This window comes from Sphingobacteriaceae bacterium, assembly GCA_002319075.1.
In the GTDB taxonomy this organism is placed as follows: Bacteria; Bacteroidota; Bacteroidia; order B-17B0; family Aurantibacillaceae; genus Aurantibacillus.
In genome coordinates, this window is the sequence record NVQB01000001.1 from 4,408,369 (window position 1) to 4,423,798 (window position 15,430).

Annotated in this window: 16 protein-coding genes and 1 pseudogene; 10 read left to right on the forward strand and 7 right to left on the reverse strand. The window is 38.1% G+C overall.

The window, feature by feature from the left end; all coding sequences use genetic code 11:
• Nucleotides 1-191 precede the first annotated feature (191 nt).
• From CNR22_19065 to CNR22_19090, 6 genes are all read left to right on the forward strand, one after another.
• Nucleotides 192-2,180, forward strand: coding sequence for a hypothetical protein (locus tag CNR22_19065; protein ID PBQ33793.1), 1,989 nt, complete (start codon nt 192-194; stop codon nt 2,178-2,180).
• A 62-nt stretch (nt 2,181-2,242) separates the two neighbouring features.
• The gene (locus CNR22_19070) at nt 2,243-2,992 is read left to right on the forward strand and encodes a hypothetical protein (protein ID PBQ33794.1); all 750 of its coding nucleotides are present in this window, start codon (nt 2,243-2,245) and stop codon (nt 2,990-2,992) included.
• Nucleotides 2,993-3,001: 9 nt separating this feature from the next.
• The gene (locus CNR22_19075) at nt 3,002-5,422 is read left to right on the forward strand and encodes a hypothetical protein (protein PBQ33795.1); all 2,421 of its coding nucleotides are present in this window, start codon (nt 3,002-3,004) and stop codon (nt 5,420-5,422) included.
• Nucleotides 5,422-5,967 carry a dTDP-4-dehydrorhamnose 3,5-epimerase gene (rfbC, locus tag CNR22_19080; GenBank protein PBQ33796.1) on the forward strand — a complete coding sequence of 182 codons (546 nt, stop codon included), beginning with the start codon at nt 5,422-5,424 and terminating at the stop codon, nt 5,965-5,967. The genes CNR22_19075 and rfbC overlap by 1 nt, the downstream gene beginning before the upstream one ends.
• A 40-nt stretch (nt 5,968-6,007) precedes the next feature.
• Nucleotides 6,008-7,069, forward strand: coding sequence for a hypothetical protein (locus CNR22_19085; GenBank protein ID PBQ33797.1), 1,062 nt, complete (start codon nt 6,008-6,010; stop codon nt 7,067-7,069).
• 78 nt (nt 7,070-7,147) lie between these two features.
• Nucleotides 7,148-8,374: a murein transglycosylase gene (locus CNR22_19090; protein PBQ33798.1), complete on the forward strand. Its 1,227-nt coding sequence runs from the start codon at nt 7,148-7,150 to the stop codon at nt 8,372-8,374.
• A 76-nt stretch (nt 8,375-8,450) separates the two neighbouring features.
• On the opposite strand, the gene CNR22_19095 is transcribed toward CNR22_19090, so the two are convergent.
• The 3 genes from CNR22_19095 to CNR22_19105 form a co-directional block, all read right to left on the reverse strand.
• Complete coding sequence (locus tag CNR22_19095) at nt 8,451-9,074, reverse strand: hypothetical protein (protein ID PBQ33799.1); 624 nt, start codon at nt 9,072-9,074, stop codon at nt 8,451-8,453.
• Nucleotides 9,075-9,574: 500 nt separating this feature from the next.
• Nucleotides 9,575-10,201: a hypothetical protein gene (locus CNR22_19100; GenBank protein ID PBQ33800.1), complete on the reverse strand. Its 627-nt coding sequence runs from the start codon at nt 10,199-10,201 to the stop codon at nt 9,575-9,577.
• Nucleotides 10,202-10,318: 117 nt separating this feature from the next.
• Entirely contained in the window at nt 10,319-10,531 is a 213-nt protein-coding gene (locus CNR22_19105) for a hypothetical protein (protein PBQ33801.1), read from the reverse strand.
• Nucleotides 10,532-10,620: 89 nt separating this feature from the next.
• Between CNR22_19105 and CNR22_19110 the strand changes: the two genes are divergently transcribed.
• Entirely contained in the window at nt 10,621-10,839 is a 219-nt protein-coding gene (locus CNR22_19110) for a transcriptional regulator (protein ID PBQ33802.1), read from the forward strand.
• A 15-nt stretch (nt 10,840-10,854) separates the two neighbouring features.
• Here CNR22_19110 and CNR22_19115 read toward each other — a convergent pair whose 3' ends face one another.
• The 4 genes and pseudogenes from CNR22_19115 to CNR22_19130 form a co-directional block, all read right to left on the reverse strand.
• A complete protein-coding gene (locus CNR22_19115) occupies nt 10,855-11,181 on the reverse strand; it encodes a hypothetical protein (GenBank protein PBQ33803.1) in 327 nt (108 codons plus the stop codon).
• Between the two features lie 184 nt (nt 11,182-11,365).
• A complete protein-coding gene (locus tag CNR22_19120) occupies nt 11,366-11,971 on the reverse strand; it encodes a hypothetical protein (GenBank protein ID PBQ33804.1) in 606 nt (201 codons plus the stop codon).
• Nucleotides 11,972-12,258: 287 nt separating this feature from the next.
• Nucleotides 12,259-12,855 (reverse strand): annotated as a pseudogene (locus CNR22_19125) (hypothetical protein).
• Nucleotides 12,856-13,081: 226 nt separating this feature from the next.
• Entirely contained in the window at nt 13,082-13,870 is a 789-nt protein-coding gene (locus CNR22_19130; protein ID PBQ33805.1) for a hypothetical protein, read from the reverse strand.
• A 329-nt stretch (nt 13,871-14,199) separates the two neighbouring features.
• Between CNR22_19130 and CNR22_19135 the strand changes: the two genes are divergently transcribed.
• From CNR22_19135 to CNR22_19145, 3 genes are all read left to right on the forward strand, one after another.
• Entirely contained in the window at nt 14,200-14,544 is a 345-nt protein-coding gene (locus CNR22_19135) for a single-stranded DNA-binding protein (protein PBQ33806.1), read from the forward strand.
• A gap of 92 nt (nt 14,545-14,636) precedes the next feature.
• Nucleotides 14,637-14,981 (forward strand): single-stranded DNA-binding protein, encoded by a 345-nt coding sequence (locus tag CNR22_19140; protein PBQ33807.1) that lies wholly within the window; start codon nt 14,637-14,639, stop codon nt 14,979-14,981.
• Nucleotides 14,982-15,073: 92 nt separating this feature from the next.
• Nucleotides 15,074-15,406, forward strand: a complete 333-nt coding sequence (locus CNR22_19145; GenBank protein PBQ33808.1) for a single-stranded DNA-binding protein — start codon at nt 15,074-15,076, stop codon at nt 15,404-15,406.
• Nucleotides 15,407-15,430 lie beyond the last annotated feature (24 nt).

Consider the following 15,430-nt stretch of genomic DNA (forward strand, 5'->3'; position numbering starts at 1 on the left):
CCGGAATTATATCTGCCAGCGGTATTGGTCAGATTTGCGTCTTTCAAAAAACTACTGCCAGGTACCATTTAAAGATCCGCGAATCAGTGGAATCTGGAGCCAAAGACCTGCTTTTTAGTATTAAGAATCCAGTGTTTAAAACCCTATCTTTACAAGAACCTTTTTAAGCCCTAAAATTCTTTCTTTGTATAGTGAATATTCTAGCGTATATACAGGCAAAACACAATCTTGTTTTTAAAATGGTGATTGTGGCTTTTGTTTCTTTTTTGATTGCATTCATGCTTCCAAACAAAGAAATTAAGGGACATAAAGTAGATTCATTTACGCCTATCTGGCCCTACGCCGACCTGGTGGTGGACCAGGATTTTCTCATCAGTAAATTGGGTTCTGAATTGAAGATCGAAAAAGAACAGATCAAACGCGAATCGCCCCTCTTTTTTGAAGCAAACACCGCCGAGCGCGATCTTAAAATGACTCAACTCGATAATCTTGAGTTAACCGATCCGAAAGCCTACCGACTTCTAAGACCTTTATTTGACAGTATTTACAGGCGCGGAGTTATTGAGAGCCTGGACGAAGACTCAAAGAAAAAAAGTATTTTTATTTCCAGCGGAAGTTATGCAGAGTCGGCGATGTATTACGATTTCTTTACCATTCAAACCGCTGTTGAGTTTTTGAGCCGCAACCTGAGTTCTGAATTGCCCGATAAAAATTACCTGGATTTTCTTACCGTTACTTATTTTCTAAACAAAGAAAAAACCAATCTTTTTCTAAACGCAAAACTTGAACAAATTTCACTTTACAAAAATGTTGTAAAGCAGGGGCAGGTTCTTGTAAAGCAAGCAGAGCCTCTTACCAATAACAAGCGCTTTTTGATTAACCGGTATTTTAATTCTCAAAATCAGAATGCAGCCTTTTCGTTAATAAAGTTTTTGGGTAAATGGGGCCTTACCTTCATTCTTTGCATGGTTCTGCTGGTATTTCTGGCCTTTTTCAGAAAAGCAATATTTGGACAGAATAAACAGGTCTCTTTTCTTTTTTTATTGATGCTTTTTTCCGTTTTCGGGATTTTCTTTTTTCACCGTTACGGATTGATGATGCTTGCCTTACCTTTTGCATTGGTGCCAATTCTGGTACGGGTGTTTTTTGATGGACGAACAGCTTTGTTTACCTACCTGATGATTCTTTTGCTCTGTTGTTTTTTTATGGCAGACAGACTTGAATTTATTTTACTCGAACTCATTCCCGGCATTGGCACTTTGTTTGTGGTAGCTGAAATGCGGAGGAGGCAGCAGATTTTGAATGCTGCCATTATTGTATTTTTATTTTACGTTTTTATTTTCATCACCTATCAGTTGAGTTACGGTACCATACAAACCGTTACTAAACTGAGTTCTTATGTCCCTTTCCTCATCAGTTCTATGCTGGTTTTGCTGGCTTACCCTTTAATTTACCTCACTGAAAAGTTCTTTGGTTTTATTTCAGACTTTAAACTTTTAGAATTAAGTGATCTTAATCATCCCTTGTTACGGAAGCTCTCCAAAGAAGTTCCGGGAACGTTTCAGCATAGTTTACAAGTAGCCAACCTTGCCGAAGAAGCTATCTATTATATCGGTGGAAACTCTTTACTTGTAAGAACCGGGGCCATGTACCACGATATTGGTAAACTCGAAAATCCTTATTTTTTTACAGAAAATCAACCAGATGGTTTTAGTCCGCACCAGGAGATTGACCCTATTGATAGTGCTAAGATCATTATTAACCACGTTATAATTGGGGTTGAACTTGCTAAAAAGTATAAATTACCCGAGCAGATAATCGATTTTATACGCACGCACCACGGTACCACATCGGTACGCTATTTCCTCCATCTTTTCCGAAAACAAGGGCACGACTCTAAAATTGCAGAAAGCCAGTTCCGTTATCCAGGCCCCATTCCTTTCAGCAAAGAAACGGCCGTACTAATGATTGCAGACGGAGTAGAGGCAGCCTCCCGCAGTTTAAAAAAACACGATGCTGTTACGATCAATGATTTGGTAGACAATATTATTGACTACAAGATCGCCAACAATCAATTTATCAATTCAGATATTACCTTTAAAGATATTACGACCATTAAAAAAATATTCAAAAAACGCTTAATGAACATTTACCATGCTCGCATCGAATATCCATCTTAACGGGGCCTGGAAACGTTTTTTAGCTCGTAAACACTAAAAAAAACATATATTTGTCCACAATTATGCGGTATATAACAATTTTCCTGTTTTCCATCCTTATTTTATCATCCTGTAAGGTTTTCAGACCAAATCTCATGCTTAAAACGCCTAAAGATTTTACTTACGATAAACTCGTGGATTCACTTAGCCGACTGGACTATAGAATAGCAAAAAACGATGTTATTTTGTTTCGCCTGTATCCAAACAACGGATTCAAATTGATTAACCTGGCTTCGGAATCAAATAATATTTTCAGAAACGACATTGAAGTGATCGTTGAGAGTACAGACTCAGTGAAAATGCCGGGTCTTGGAAGAATAAAAATTGCAGGACTTACCATAAAAGAAGCTGAGAAATTACTGCAGGAAAAATACGCTGATTACTATGTTGAGCCTTTTGTGTTTCTTAAGGTGAATAACCGCAGGGTTATTGTGTTTCCGGGTAACGGCGGTCTTGCAAAAGTTTTACCTATAGTAAATAATAACACAACGGTTATGGAGGCTATTGCCAGCGCGGGTGGTATTGTTGACGATGGTAAAGCCTACAAAGTAAAGCTTATTCGCAATAACCCCGACCCATTACAAAAACCACAGGTATACCTGATGGATCTTTCACACGTAGATGGCATTCTGGCAGGACAAAGTATAGTGCAGGCGGGAGATATCATTTATGTAGAACCGCGTTACAAACCTTTGGCTACTTTTTCAAAAGAAGTTGCTCCTGTAATAACTTTGCTCACTGCATTCATAATTATTTACCAGTTTTCACGCTAGTCCCTCACCATGTTTAACCCACAGGTAGAATCGGCCAATAACCAGCTAAAGGACATTACCGAAAAGTTTAACTCCGGTTTTGATATCGGCGTAATTGCTTTTCTGTTCATGAAAAGCAGAATTTACATTGTTCTGTTTTTTGTTATTTCCTTCTCTCTTGCCTTTCTTTACCTGCGCTATAGCCAACCCATTTATGAATCGCGGGCTATAATTCAGATCAATGATGCCAATCAGGCTGACGACATTTTAAAATTGAATAGTTTAAGTAACAACGGTAATGTACTTGCCGAAGCTATCGAACAAATTCGCTCTAAAGTGTTTTTAAAACGTGTAGTAGAAAAACTTGACATAAGCGTAAACTATTACAGTGAGGGTGTTTTTAAAAATAACGAGCTTTATGATTCCTCGCCCTACCTTATAAAAATCAACGCTAAGAAAGGAACCGTTTACGGCAGTCAGATTAAAGTTGAACTTAATAAGCAGCTTACAGGTGGTGTGCTGAAAATTGGCACTCAAAAATTAAATTTCGCTTTAAATTCATGGCTTAAGACTGCTGACTTTGACATAAATATCTACCTGAACCCGAATATCCAGGCGTCAGTGATCAACGAAATTGTAAAAGATAATAAAGGGTTTTATTTTATTGTTCATGATGTGGATGCCGTTACAGCCCAACTGCAGGCCAAAGTAGAATTAAAACTTTTAAATGAACTGGCTAAAACAATTTTAATTCGTGTAAAAGATGTCAATGCGGCAAAGTCGTCCGATATAGTAAATGCTATTACAGAAGAGTACCTGGCATTTGACGTTGAACGTAAGAGTGAAAGTTCGCGTAATATTATTTCTTTTATCGATAGTCAGTTAGGCAATGTTTACGATGCTTTGAAAGATACCGAAGGTGATCTTCAGAAATTTAAGAAGGACAAGAATATCAGCGAAAAAGATAAGATCATTACCACAGAATTAATGCGCTATTCCACCATTGAAGATCAAATGCTTCAGGCGCAAATGGAAGAGACGCTCATCACAGAGATTCAGGCGAACATTGCCAAAAACAAAAACATCGATATTTACCAGCTTATTTCGCTCATGTCAGGAACGGAATATGAAAGTGTTATCAAAGATGTTACCCAGAATATTCAAAAGCTCTTGAGTGAAAAAGAAAATTTGCTTTACGCGGTAACTCCAAATTCTGAGAATATTAAACAGGTTAATTACCAGTTAGAGAACCAGAGAAAATTGTTACTGGAAAGTCTCGATGGGGTGCGTTTAAAATACAAAAGTAAATACAAAAGCCTGCTCGAAAAGTCTTCCAGTTATAAGAACAGGTTAACTCAGAGTCCCGAAGACGAAGTGGAGTTCTCGCGTCTTACACGTTTGTATTCCATCAGCGAAAAATATTATACTATGTTACTGGAAAAGAAAACGGAGTTCCGTATTTCAAATGCAGGTTACGTTTCTAAAAATATTATACTCGAAAAGGCTCTTGGCCTTGGTACACAGGTTTCCCCGAGTCAACGGAACGCGGTCGTAATAGCCTTTTTAGTGTCTCTTTTATTTTCTATGGGTCTTGTATTTATCCGCTATATTTTTCACGATAAAATTTACTCTCTTGCCGATATTACAAAACATTCAAGCGGAAATGTTTCTTTACTGGGCATTATTCCGAAATACGAAAATGACATCCCGGTGTCTCAGCTCATCGTGGATAAAAATCCTAAAGCATTAATCAGCGAGGCCTTCAGAACGGTAAGAACAAATCTTGGATTTATTTCTGCAAAGGAAGGAACGAAAATTGTTTCCATAACCTCTACTATCAGCGGCGAAGGTAAAACGTTTGTCGCCATTAATATTGCCGGAGTATTGGCTTTTACCGGTAAAAAAGTTGTTATCATTGACCTGGATATGCGTAAACCTAAAATCCACAAGGGTTTTGGAGTAAATAACAATATTGGAATGAGCACTATTTTAACCGGAATTACTGCGGTGGAAGATTGTTTTATGAATAGCCCCATGGATAATCTGAAATTTATCACGGCCGGTCCTTCGCCTCCAAACCCTTCTGAGTTAATTTTGAGCAGCAAGCTGGATGAGGTGCTCGACTATTTAAGAACAAAATTTGATTACATAGTTATAGATAACGCCCCTATTGGATTGGTGACAGATGGTATTGCTACGATTCAAAGGGCTGATTACCCCATTTATGTTTTTAGGGCCGGATATTCGCGTAAGTTATTTACGCAGATTCTCGACAGGCTTAAAAACGAGTCGCAGGTTAAAAATTTATCAGTGGTATTAAACGATGTGGATGTAAGCCGCAAAATTTACAGTTACAATTACGGATATGGCTACGGTTACGGCTACGGCTACGGCAGCGGGTATTATAGCGACGACGAAAAATTTAAAAACAGAACCAAGAAGAAAAAATAATGGAAGTTATTGAAACAAAATTAAAAGGTGTAGTGGTTCTTCAACCTAAAGTGTTTGAAGATGAGCGTGGGTATTTTTATGAAAGTTATAATGCAAAACTATTTAAAGCAGCGGGACTGGATTTAAATTTTGTGCAGGACAATCAATCCCTGTCACAAAAAGGTGTTTTACGCGGACTTCACTTTCAAAATAATCCATGGGCTCAGGGTAAACTTGTGCGTGTAATCAAAGGTTCTGTGTATGATGTTGCGGTGGATATTCGCAAAAGTTCTCCAACCTACGGTCAATGGTTTGGCATTGAGCTTAATGAGAAAAATAAAACCATGATGTACATTCCTGCAGGTTTTGCACACGGATTCGCTACACTTGAAAATGATACCATATTTTCCTACAAATGCACGAATTTTTACGATAAGGCTTCTGAATATAGTCTCTTATGGAACGATCCGGATATCGGTATTGAATGGCCTATCAGTGATCCGCTGTTGTCTGAAAAAGATATGCTGGGAAAACGCATTAAAGATTTTGTAAGTTTATTCGCATAGATACTTTGTTACCCAAACAAACAGTATTAAAAAAAAATTAATGAATTTAAGTTTCCATTTTATACTTACCACTATTTTTATGGTGTGCTTTGTTTTTTCATTGCTCATCAATTATATTTTGCTGCGCTTTGCACAAACACTGGGCATGCGCAACCGCGAAATACAACAACAGGTGCGCTGGAATCCTGATTCTAAACCTTCATTGGGCGGGATCTCGTTTTATGTGGTTTTTCTTTTTGCTTTTATTTTTACCATTATTCTGCCTCACCAAAATGCGGGTTTTAATATCCAGATCATCGGTATTCTTATGGCGGCTACGCTTGCTTTCCTTATGGGACTTGCTGACGATGCTTTTAATACCCAACCCTTATTAAAATTTCTGACGCAGATTTTTTGTGCGCTTATTATTATTTTTTCGGGACACAGTATTATTATTTTTCAGAATCAGTTCTTAAATCACCTGGTTACCATTATTTGGGTAGTGGGTTTAATGAACTCCATAAACATGCTGGATAATATGGATGGCATTAGCTGTCTGGTGTCGATCCTGGCTTGTTTTTTTATGGTAGGGGTAAATGTTTCGCTTTTTAAAACCAGCAGTTACGCCACCACTCTTAATCTGGGAGTTCTGGGGGCCTTGTGTGGATTTTTAATTTTTAATTTCCACCCCTCTAAAATGTTTATGGGAGATACGGGAAGTCAGTTCCTGGGTTTGTTTCTCGCTGTAATGGGAATAGATAATTGCTGGAATAATCCAACCTCTCCTTCGCTTAACGGCTTTCCGCTTGCTAACATTGTTATAGTTTTACTGGTTTTTTTATTGCCCCTTACAGATACTATTACTGTAGTTATAAACCGGTTAAAAGAAGGAAGATCTCCTTTTATAGGAGGTAAAGATCATACGACACATCATTTGTTTTTTAGAGGACTTACAGAGAAAAAAATCGCGATCTTATTTTTTGGTCTCGGCGGTGTCGGAATTCTATTTGCGTATTTATTGGTAATCCATTTTTCATATATCCTGTTTTTTATTTCAATTTTCTACATTTTGTCGGTATTTATTTCTTTGTACCTTGTCACTGTCCTTAAAAGGAAGACCTGATCCGTTTCCGTTCCAGTAGCTATTGGATGCAACGAAATAGCTGGGTCTTCGTATAACTAATTTCTCCTTAATGGTGATATGAAATTAACAAGTATGAAGCTCAGGCATACCTTATTCAGGAACAACTTCACACGTCCTTTCGTGCTGCTTTTTGCTTTTGTTGTTTTTTACTTTTTTCTGAAAGCGTATATCCTTCCACCGCTTCCCAATTCTGTTTCCTACACAAATAATAATTTTTATGTTTTCGACCTTAATATTCCACCAGATTTACAATTTTGTGGCGAAAAAATTCCTTCCAACGATTTTGATATCAAGAAGGACCTGGAGAAAGAGTTTTTTAATAGCGCTTATTGGAAAAATAATTCCCTCGCGCTTTTTCAAAAGGCACAACGCTGGTTTCCCTATATAGAACCAATTTTAAAAAAAGAAGGCGTGCCTGATGATTTTAAATACCTCTGCGTGATAGAAAGTCATTTGTCTAATGCAGCCTCGCCGGCAGGTGCAGCAGGCTTCTGGCAACTAGTACCAAATTCTGCCCGCAATTATGGCCTCGAAGTGAACTCAGAAGTAGATGAACGCTACCACGTTGAAAAGGCTACTCATGCGGCATGCGGACATATTAAAGATGCTTACGCGGTTTTTAAAAACTGGACGCTTTCTGCGGCAGCCTATAACCGTGGTATTGGTGGAATTCAAAGTGCTATGGCGAAACAAAAAACGGATAATTACCACGATCTTTTGCTAAACCGTGAAACAGGAAGTTTTGTGTACCGTATTCTTGCCTACAAAACATTGTTCTCGAGTCCGGGTCATTTTGGAATTAAGAAAAAGAAATGGACTTATTACCCAAAAATTCCGGTGCGTGTTTTAAAAGTGGATTCTACTATCAGCAGTTTATCCGCTTTTGCTAAATCGCAGGGAGTAACAGCAGGAGTAATTCGTTTGTATAATCCCTGGCTTTTGGGAGATCAGTTAAATAATCCTGCAAAAAAAGTTTACGAAATCAGCATTCCAAAAAACCTGGAGGCCGACTACTCAGGGTATTTAAAGGATCTTTTAGCTGAAGAGGGGCAAGTAGTGCATTATGCCTCAGATCCCGTTGCAACGCTTCAGGTTGCAGATACTGACACAACAGGCACAGTAAAAAAATCTATCAGTTATGTGGTGAAGATAGATGAACCCTTAAAAAATCTTGCTACTTTTTTAAAAGTGAGCGAAGAAGACATTCGTAAATGGAATAACCTATCTGAAACGCAGCAAGCGGTGGCAGGGCAAACACTAATCATTCACTATCAAACGAAGTGATAGGTCATCTAAAATTCACTACAGCATAAAGCGTTAGTCCTCCGGCTTTTTTTAATGGCCGGTTTTAATCAAAAACTTAAGGTGTTTTAAAATAGTCTTTGTACCACTCAATTTCGTGGTGGTCAAGTTTACCTGGGTCAATTTGGTGTGTGGGGTCAATTTTGGAATACAAAATTTCAAGGGAAGCATAATCTCTTTGACTTATCACTTTAAAACCATTTCTTATTAACTGAGCCGCAGCAACTCCTGCACCGATTTGATAAGCCTTATTGCCAGAAAACCTGTTACCTTCATAGATTACTTGACTACCGCAAGCTGCACTAATGTCCATCAATACAGCAATTTCAATTTTTTCGTGATGAGCGATGTCCAGCATTTTTTCTGAGGCTCTAATTATCCCTTCTGTCCAGTCTTTTCCGCTTTCAGTTAAAAGTTTCGCCTTTCCATCTAACACATCAAACCCTGTCCCGCCATGAATGTCACACATTTCTCTTGGAGAGCCAAAAGAAAATTCCTCAGGACAAAATTTTACAACCTTTACCGTTGGGTACTTCACTATTTTTAATGCAGAAGGATATTCGCCGTTTGCCGTTCCGTCCCAGCCACAAGCCAGGCCCGACAAACAAGCACTCATCAAAATTCTAAGAGGATTGTCTTTTGTTGGAATTCTTAGTTGTTTTAAATAGTCTCTATCTGTCATAGTCTATGTGTGTTGCAAGTTAATCTGACCGCTAATGTTTGCGAATGGGCCTTATGCTCAATTTCAAAGGGTACTTTCCATAATTATCGGGGCTGGTTTTTGCCCTAAAGCTAAAATAGTACAACAAACCGAGATACGCAATCCGGGAAAAGTCCGGTGTATTTTTGAGCGAGTATGCGCGTTTGCAAAATAAAAACGCCAAGCGATAAAACTATGATCGCTGGTTTTGGAACAAAGGTATGTCCGTATAGTACCGAGCCGTTAGTTAGGAGTAATGGCCTGCAAAGACGAACAACTGGCAATCTGGACGGACGGCGCAAAAATTCTTAAATCAAGTGTAAAAAAAGATAAATAAACTGACCATTACGAACAATTTAAATGTAATCGAAGAGTTAACCAGTTTGACTGATAAACCAGAACATGTTTTAATTCACCTAATTCAAAAAATTACGCTTTTTTGGTGTTAGCGGTTCGATTTGCGTACACCGCTTACGTCTCGTTTACGCGTCAGCAATTTCACGATTAATAGTTTTGTTAGCGTTTATATTACCATTAACTTTTGCTTTTGAAAGCCAGTGTAACGCCCAACGTTTTGATAGCTTAACACCGTCACCATGCAGATAACATAGTCCTAAATTGAATTGAGCTTTATTATCACCTTTTAGTGCGGCTTTTTTGTACCAAGAAACTGCTGATATTTTATTAGTCTTTACTCCAAGTCCATAAAAATAGGAGTAACCTACTTCGCGCATCGCTTCAATGTCGCCACTGTCCGCAGATTTTTTGTACCAGTAAAACGCTTTTCTCAAATTTTTATATAAGCCCTCACCGTTACGATATGAATAGCCCACATTGTATTGCGCCACAGAATGTCCGGCCTTAGCTGCCAAAATATACCAATGCATAGCCTTATGAATATTTTTTTTAACTCCATTGCCAAAGTCAAAACATGTACCTAAATAAAATTTTGCTCTTGTGTGTCCTTGTTCAGCAGATGCACTCCAAAGTTTAATAATGTCTGCCCATTTTTTTCGCTTGCCGCCAAATGCAAGTCGATACCCAAGTTTAAATAGAGCGTCTTTGTCGCCGGAGTTTGCTTTTTGTTTAAGATATGAAGTTGTCTCCATCGTTTTTTGTATACCGAAACCTCTGTCTGCAAGAGGATTGCACGCTGGCTTTCGTTTTTGAGAAGCCCAAGTTATGCATTTAGGTGATACTGCGCAAAAATGGCGCCACGCTTTCCGTTAAGGGCTATTTGTTTCTGTCTTTAGGTCAGCCTTCTCAAGAAAATCGATTAAAAAATAAAAGTCCTCGGTAATTGTGTCGAAGTCCTGGGGTAATGAGTTTTTATTGTTTAATAGGAAATTAAAAAATACATGGTTTAGGCTCCTTCTTAGGCTGTGTGGTTCTGCAAACTCGAATAACTCTTCGAGTGATGTTATTACTTTTTTGTCCATAAAAGTGTTTTTGTTAAAGGTAGTATAAAAAACACCGAGGTGGTATATATGCTACCGATAATTTTGTTTAAAAGTCAGAATATTGTTTCATGTCCGACCAACAAAAATTCCTAAAGTCATTAGGAAAACATATTGATAAAATAAGGAAGAAGCAGGATTTGTCCTTTCAGGAACTGGCCTTACGATGTGATATTGAGAAGTCGAACCTTGTTAAGTTAACTAGTCAGGGTTCAAATATTACTGTCGCCAGTCTTTATAAAATTGCCAAAGGTTTGGATGTCCCAGTGTCCGAATTGTTGAAGTTCTGATTATTTAGATTATTCTTAAGAGTCTGTTTTTTCCTCGTCTAATTTGTCAAGGTCTGGACTTGCATAAATTCGAGAATTAAATTCAGTCGCTCCCATTTTTTTAGAAATATTTGTGGCAAGGGTAATTCCAATAACTAACCCGACAATAGAAATTAAACTTCCAAAGATTAAACCAACAACATCAGGCTTATATAGATAAAATAGGAACCCAAGAAACAGACCCAAAATTGTTGGTGAGGCAGCTATATTGAGCCAACTTAAAGCTTCCACTATCCATTCTAATATCTTCATTTTTACTTTTCTGTTAAAATCAACAAATCGCTTCTTTTGTTTGGTAAGCAATTACCCGAACTCAAAGTTAACCTGAAAAAACAAAACGAGAAACTTATAATCCTCTGGTTTGTCCATGTTGTAAAAAAGAAACGATGATCACTTTATTAATTTTTGACATGCGTGTGAGCGAAGCTGGTGCGCGTAAATATGCTCTCTTCCGGCTGGCGCTATGGCTCCGTGTTATCTGCAGTGCCTAATCCACGTAAAACCATTTGTCAGCGTCGGCTCGAAGATGTCCAACGTAACCGTCGAAGGAAATGTAATAAATCTCACAATTCGGTCCGTCTTTGTCATTGAATGTTTGATAATGAAAAGGTCGAAAGGGTAGACTTGATTTGTTTAGGTCTATGAAAAAAGGATCTTCCAGGTTTTTGGGATATGCGCCAAACTTATTTTTATATTCTTTGATTGTTGTCAAAATTAAGTTGCCTTTATTCTCAGTAGCTACTATCAATCGTTTCTTTGTCGGCCCGAACAAGGAAAGTGCAATTAGCAATATGCCAACTGTTAAAATAGAATATCGTTTAAATTTGAAAGAAAATCTTCTGTCCAACCAAATCGTGAATAATAAAAAGATAATAGTCGGGGTGCAAACGAATGCAATAATTGCGTCCCTTTGAAACCACCACATAAATGAAATAATATACAGTGCTGCAGATATTAAAGTTGTCATGCTAAGACCGAAGATTAAAAGTGCGGAGAATTTCGGATGTGTTATTTTGTGTATCATGGCATTGGAGGTAACGGTTGCGGACTTTGCGTTGGTGAGCTTTTGAAACCGAAAACTGTATGCCAGCACCAACGTTTATTAATTGCTTAAATGGTTCTATTCGCACCGTCAGCTCGCTAACGCAAAACCCGTGTTAGCTCCTGGCACTCCTATCGTTCCCATATTTTTCTAACTAGTTTCAGTAATCGAAATTCTTTCCGGTCAGTTGGTTTGTTAAATGGAGTGTCGTTATTGTGAGTTTGTGTGGTAACTATGGTTGTTTCACTTTGACTGTCGTTATAATTTTTTATTTCTAATTCAAATCGTTCATCTTCATCAAGTGGTTGTTCCAAGTCTGCATTACCTTTGTGTGCAAATTGAATATAGTCTTTTGGTGGTGTTGGCAATTTGCGTTCACATTCCTTTGAACAGAGATTTGTCAAAAGAGGTAAAACGTCTGTGCCTACTTTTAAAGAAATCCAAAGTTGATTTGTTTGCTCGTAAGTCATAGTCTTACCACAAACGCTACACTTTACAGTGTCGCCTGAATACCGAACCGGATTACGGGTTAAACAAGGAAAACCCATTCTGTTTTTCCAATTGCCATACAGGGCTCTTGTGCTCACTCTACTGTCTTTAAGATTTTTGCACTTTGTAATTTCGTGGGGAAACCAGTGTAAGTCGTATGAAGTATAAGGGTCAAAATATTCAAGTGCTTCCATTTGTCCAATTTCTGGTGGAATACGTTTTAGTTTACTACCATAAAGCCAGACTTTTTTAACCTTTGTTAGTTTTGAGATTGTCTCAGGTAAAGTATGTATTTGGGAAAACAACTCTTGTCCAAGTTCCTCTACGGGTGAAAATTCGTCCCGGTTTTCTGCTGCTACCTTGTCAACATAGTCACATAGTTTTTTCCAAGCAACAGAATTTCTGTCTTGCACGTCATTCTCTATATTGGAAATTCTTTTGTTCATTATCGTGTCTTATTGTGCGATGTCGTCTATGCTTGCCACTAACGGATGGCGACTAATAGCCGTTGGGCTTTTGGAACACTCAACTTTCTTAACCGACAAAAGGTTATTTAAAGATACCAATGTTTATTAGCCGCCGCAAATTAAATTTCGCGAAGCGACCTTGTTAATAGCGCGCGGCGATGACCCTCGTCCGCCCAATGGCCATTAGTTGCTGTTAGGTGCTGGCTTACGTGTCGGTCGATACGTTGTCCCAGTCTTGGTTCATATATTTTATTAACCAGTTAAAGGAATAATGTCTTTCAACTACGACGCTTCTGTCGAGTTTGCTTGGCGCTTGTTCATTTTTAACTTGTGCGCTTACACAAGCCCAATTAAGTCTTAGTATTAAGTCGGCTTGATCAAGAATTTCTTTTTTGCTTCTCAACTTAGCTTTTTTTCGAAATTCGTCTGGCGTTAAGTCATGAATGATTTTAACGTCGTCGGTAACATTACAGACTTGGTCAGGATAATTTAAACTATCAACAAACCCTAATGCCCAAAGCATAACGTGCAAACTTTCATATCTCCAGTTTGCGTCTATTTTTTGTTGTTCTGTCGGTTGTTTAGCAGTTGCATATGCAATTTCATTAGGGCTTAGTTTTGTTGAAATACCGAAATCCTTGTCCATTTTGTCAAGGTGAACTTGTTCTAGGCCTTCGCTTTTTAAGCCTAAATAGCAAAGCGCAAAAGCTCTGTCAACAACCTCGTCTTGCGTACGAATTGTTACTTCATTTTCGGGATCAACAAACAAGGAATTTGGAGTATTGTAAACTGGAACATTATGAGATTTGCAATAGTCTTCAGATTTTTTTCGCCTTTCCTGTTGGTCTTTAGTCGCTGTGATATTTTCCACGGGCTTTGTAATTGTCGGCACGGTTGAATTGTCAACGTTATTGCAGGAGAATAAAAATATTGTCGAAATAATAAGGAATTCTTTTTTCATGCTGTTTGTCTTAAGCTTGCACCTAACTACCATCTAATATTACCAAATATCCAACAATTAACGTACAAAACTAAAATTAAACGAGCTTTTTTTGGAATTCTTCTAGTTTGTTTAAGTCGCTGTAAATTAGTGTTATAAGCCGATTTCAAACGTTTACAATTGCTTTTATACGGATGTAAATGCGTAAGAACCGAATAAAGTTTGGAAGTCGCCAGACCTTTGTATCGTCGATTTGAGAAAACGAATTTTCAGATCAAGAAATAAGAAGCCACAGATTGCCCAGATAACACAGATTGACTATCGATATAGATCTGCAAATCAAAAAATCTACGGCCCAAAAAAATAAATAAAAAAAACAAAAAATGATGAACATCAAAAATCACGTACACTTAATCGGACGTTTAGGTGCAAACCCGGAAGTAAAAGTATTAGAGAATGGTAACAAGCTTGCCCGCTTTAACATCGCCGTATCACAAACCTACAAAACAAAATCGGGTGAAAAAGTAACGGACGTACAATGGCACTCCATTGTGGCCTGGGGCAACCTTGCGGAGATCGCAGAAAAGATTCTTCAAAAAGGTACACAGGTAAATGTGGACGGAAAATTATTTAACCGCTCTTACACAAATAAAGAAGGCGTGAAGCGCAGCAGTACAGAAATTGTTGCGAACGAATTATTAGTATTCACACAAAAGAGTGCAGCATAAAACATAATAACAGTGACGAAGGCACATGTTCGAAGATCTGTGTCATCAGCGTCATCTGTGGCAAAAATATAAATCCATAAAAATCAGAAATCATGATGAACATTAAAAATCACGTACACTTAATCGGACGTTTAGGTGCAAACCCGGAAGTAAAAGTATTAGAGAATGGTAACAAGCTTGCCCGCTTTAACATCGCCGTATCACAAACCTACAAAACAAAATCGGGTGAAAAAGTAACGGACGTACAATGGCACTCCATTGTGGCCTGGGGCAACCTTGCGGAGATCGCAGAAAAGATTCTTCAAAAAGGTACACAGGTAAATGTGGACGGAAAATTATTTAACCGCTCTTACACAAATAAAGAAGGCGTGAAGCGCAGCAGTACAGAAATTGTTGCGAACGAATTATTAGTATTCACACAAAAGAGTGCAGCATAAAACATAATAACAGTGACGAAGGCATATGTTCTAAGATCTGTGTCATCAGCGTCATCTGTGGAAAAAATATAAATCCATAAAAATCAGAAATCATGAATACAGTAAACAGAGTACAATTAACAGGCAACCTTGGCAGCGACCCGGAAATTAAAACTTTTGAAAGCGGCAAGCTTGCAAAATTTTCGATAGCAACAAAAGAAGAATTTACAACCCGCGGCGGAGAAAGATCTGCAGACACCCAATGGCACTTTATCGTGGCCTGGAACAAAGTGGCAGAGCGGGTAGAAAGCGAACTTAAAAAAGGGAGCTTTGTAAGCATCGAGGGAAGATTAGTGACCCGGAATTATACGGACAAGAACGGAGTGAAAAAATACATCACTGAAGTTGTAGCAAACGATGTGGTAATTAACCAGAAACAATCTTAAAATTATAGAGAGGCTGCTTCCACT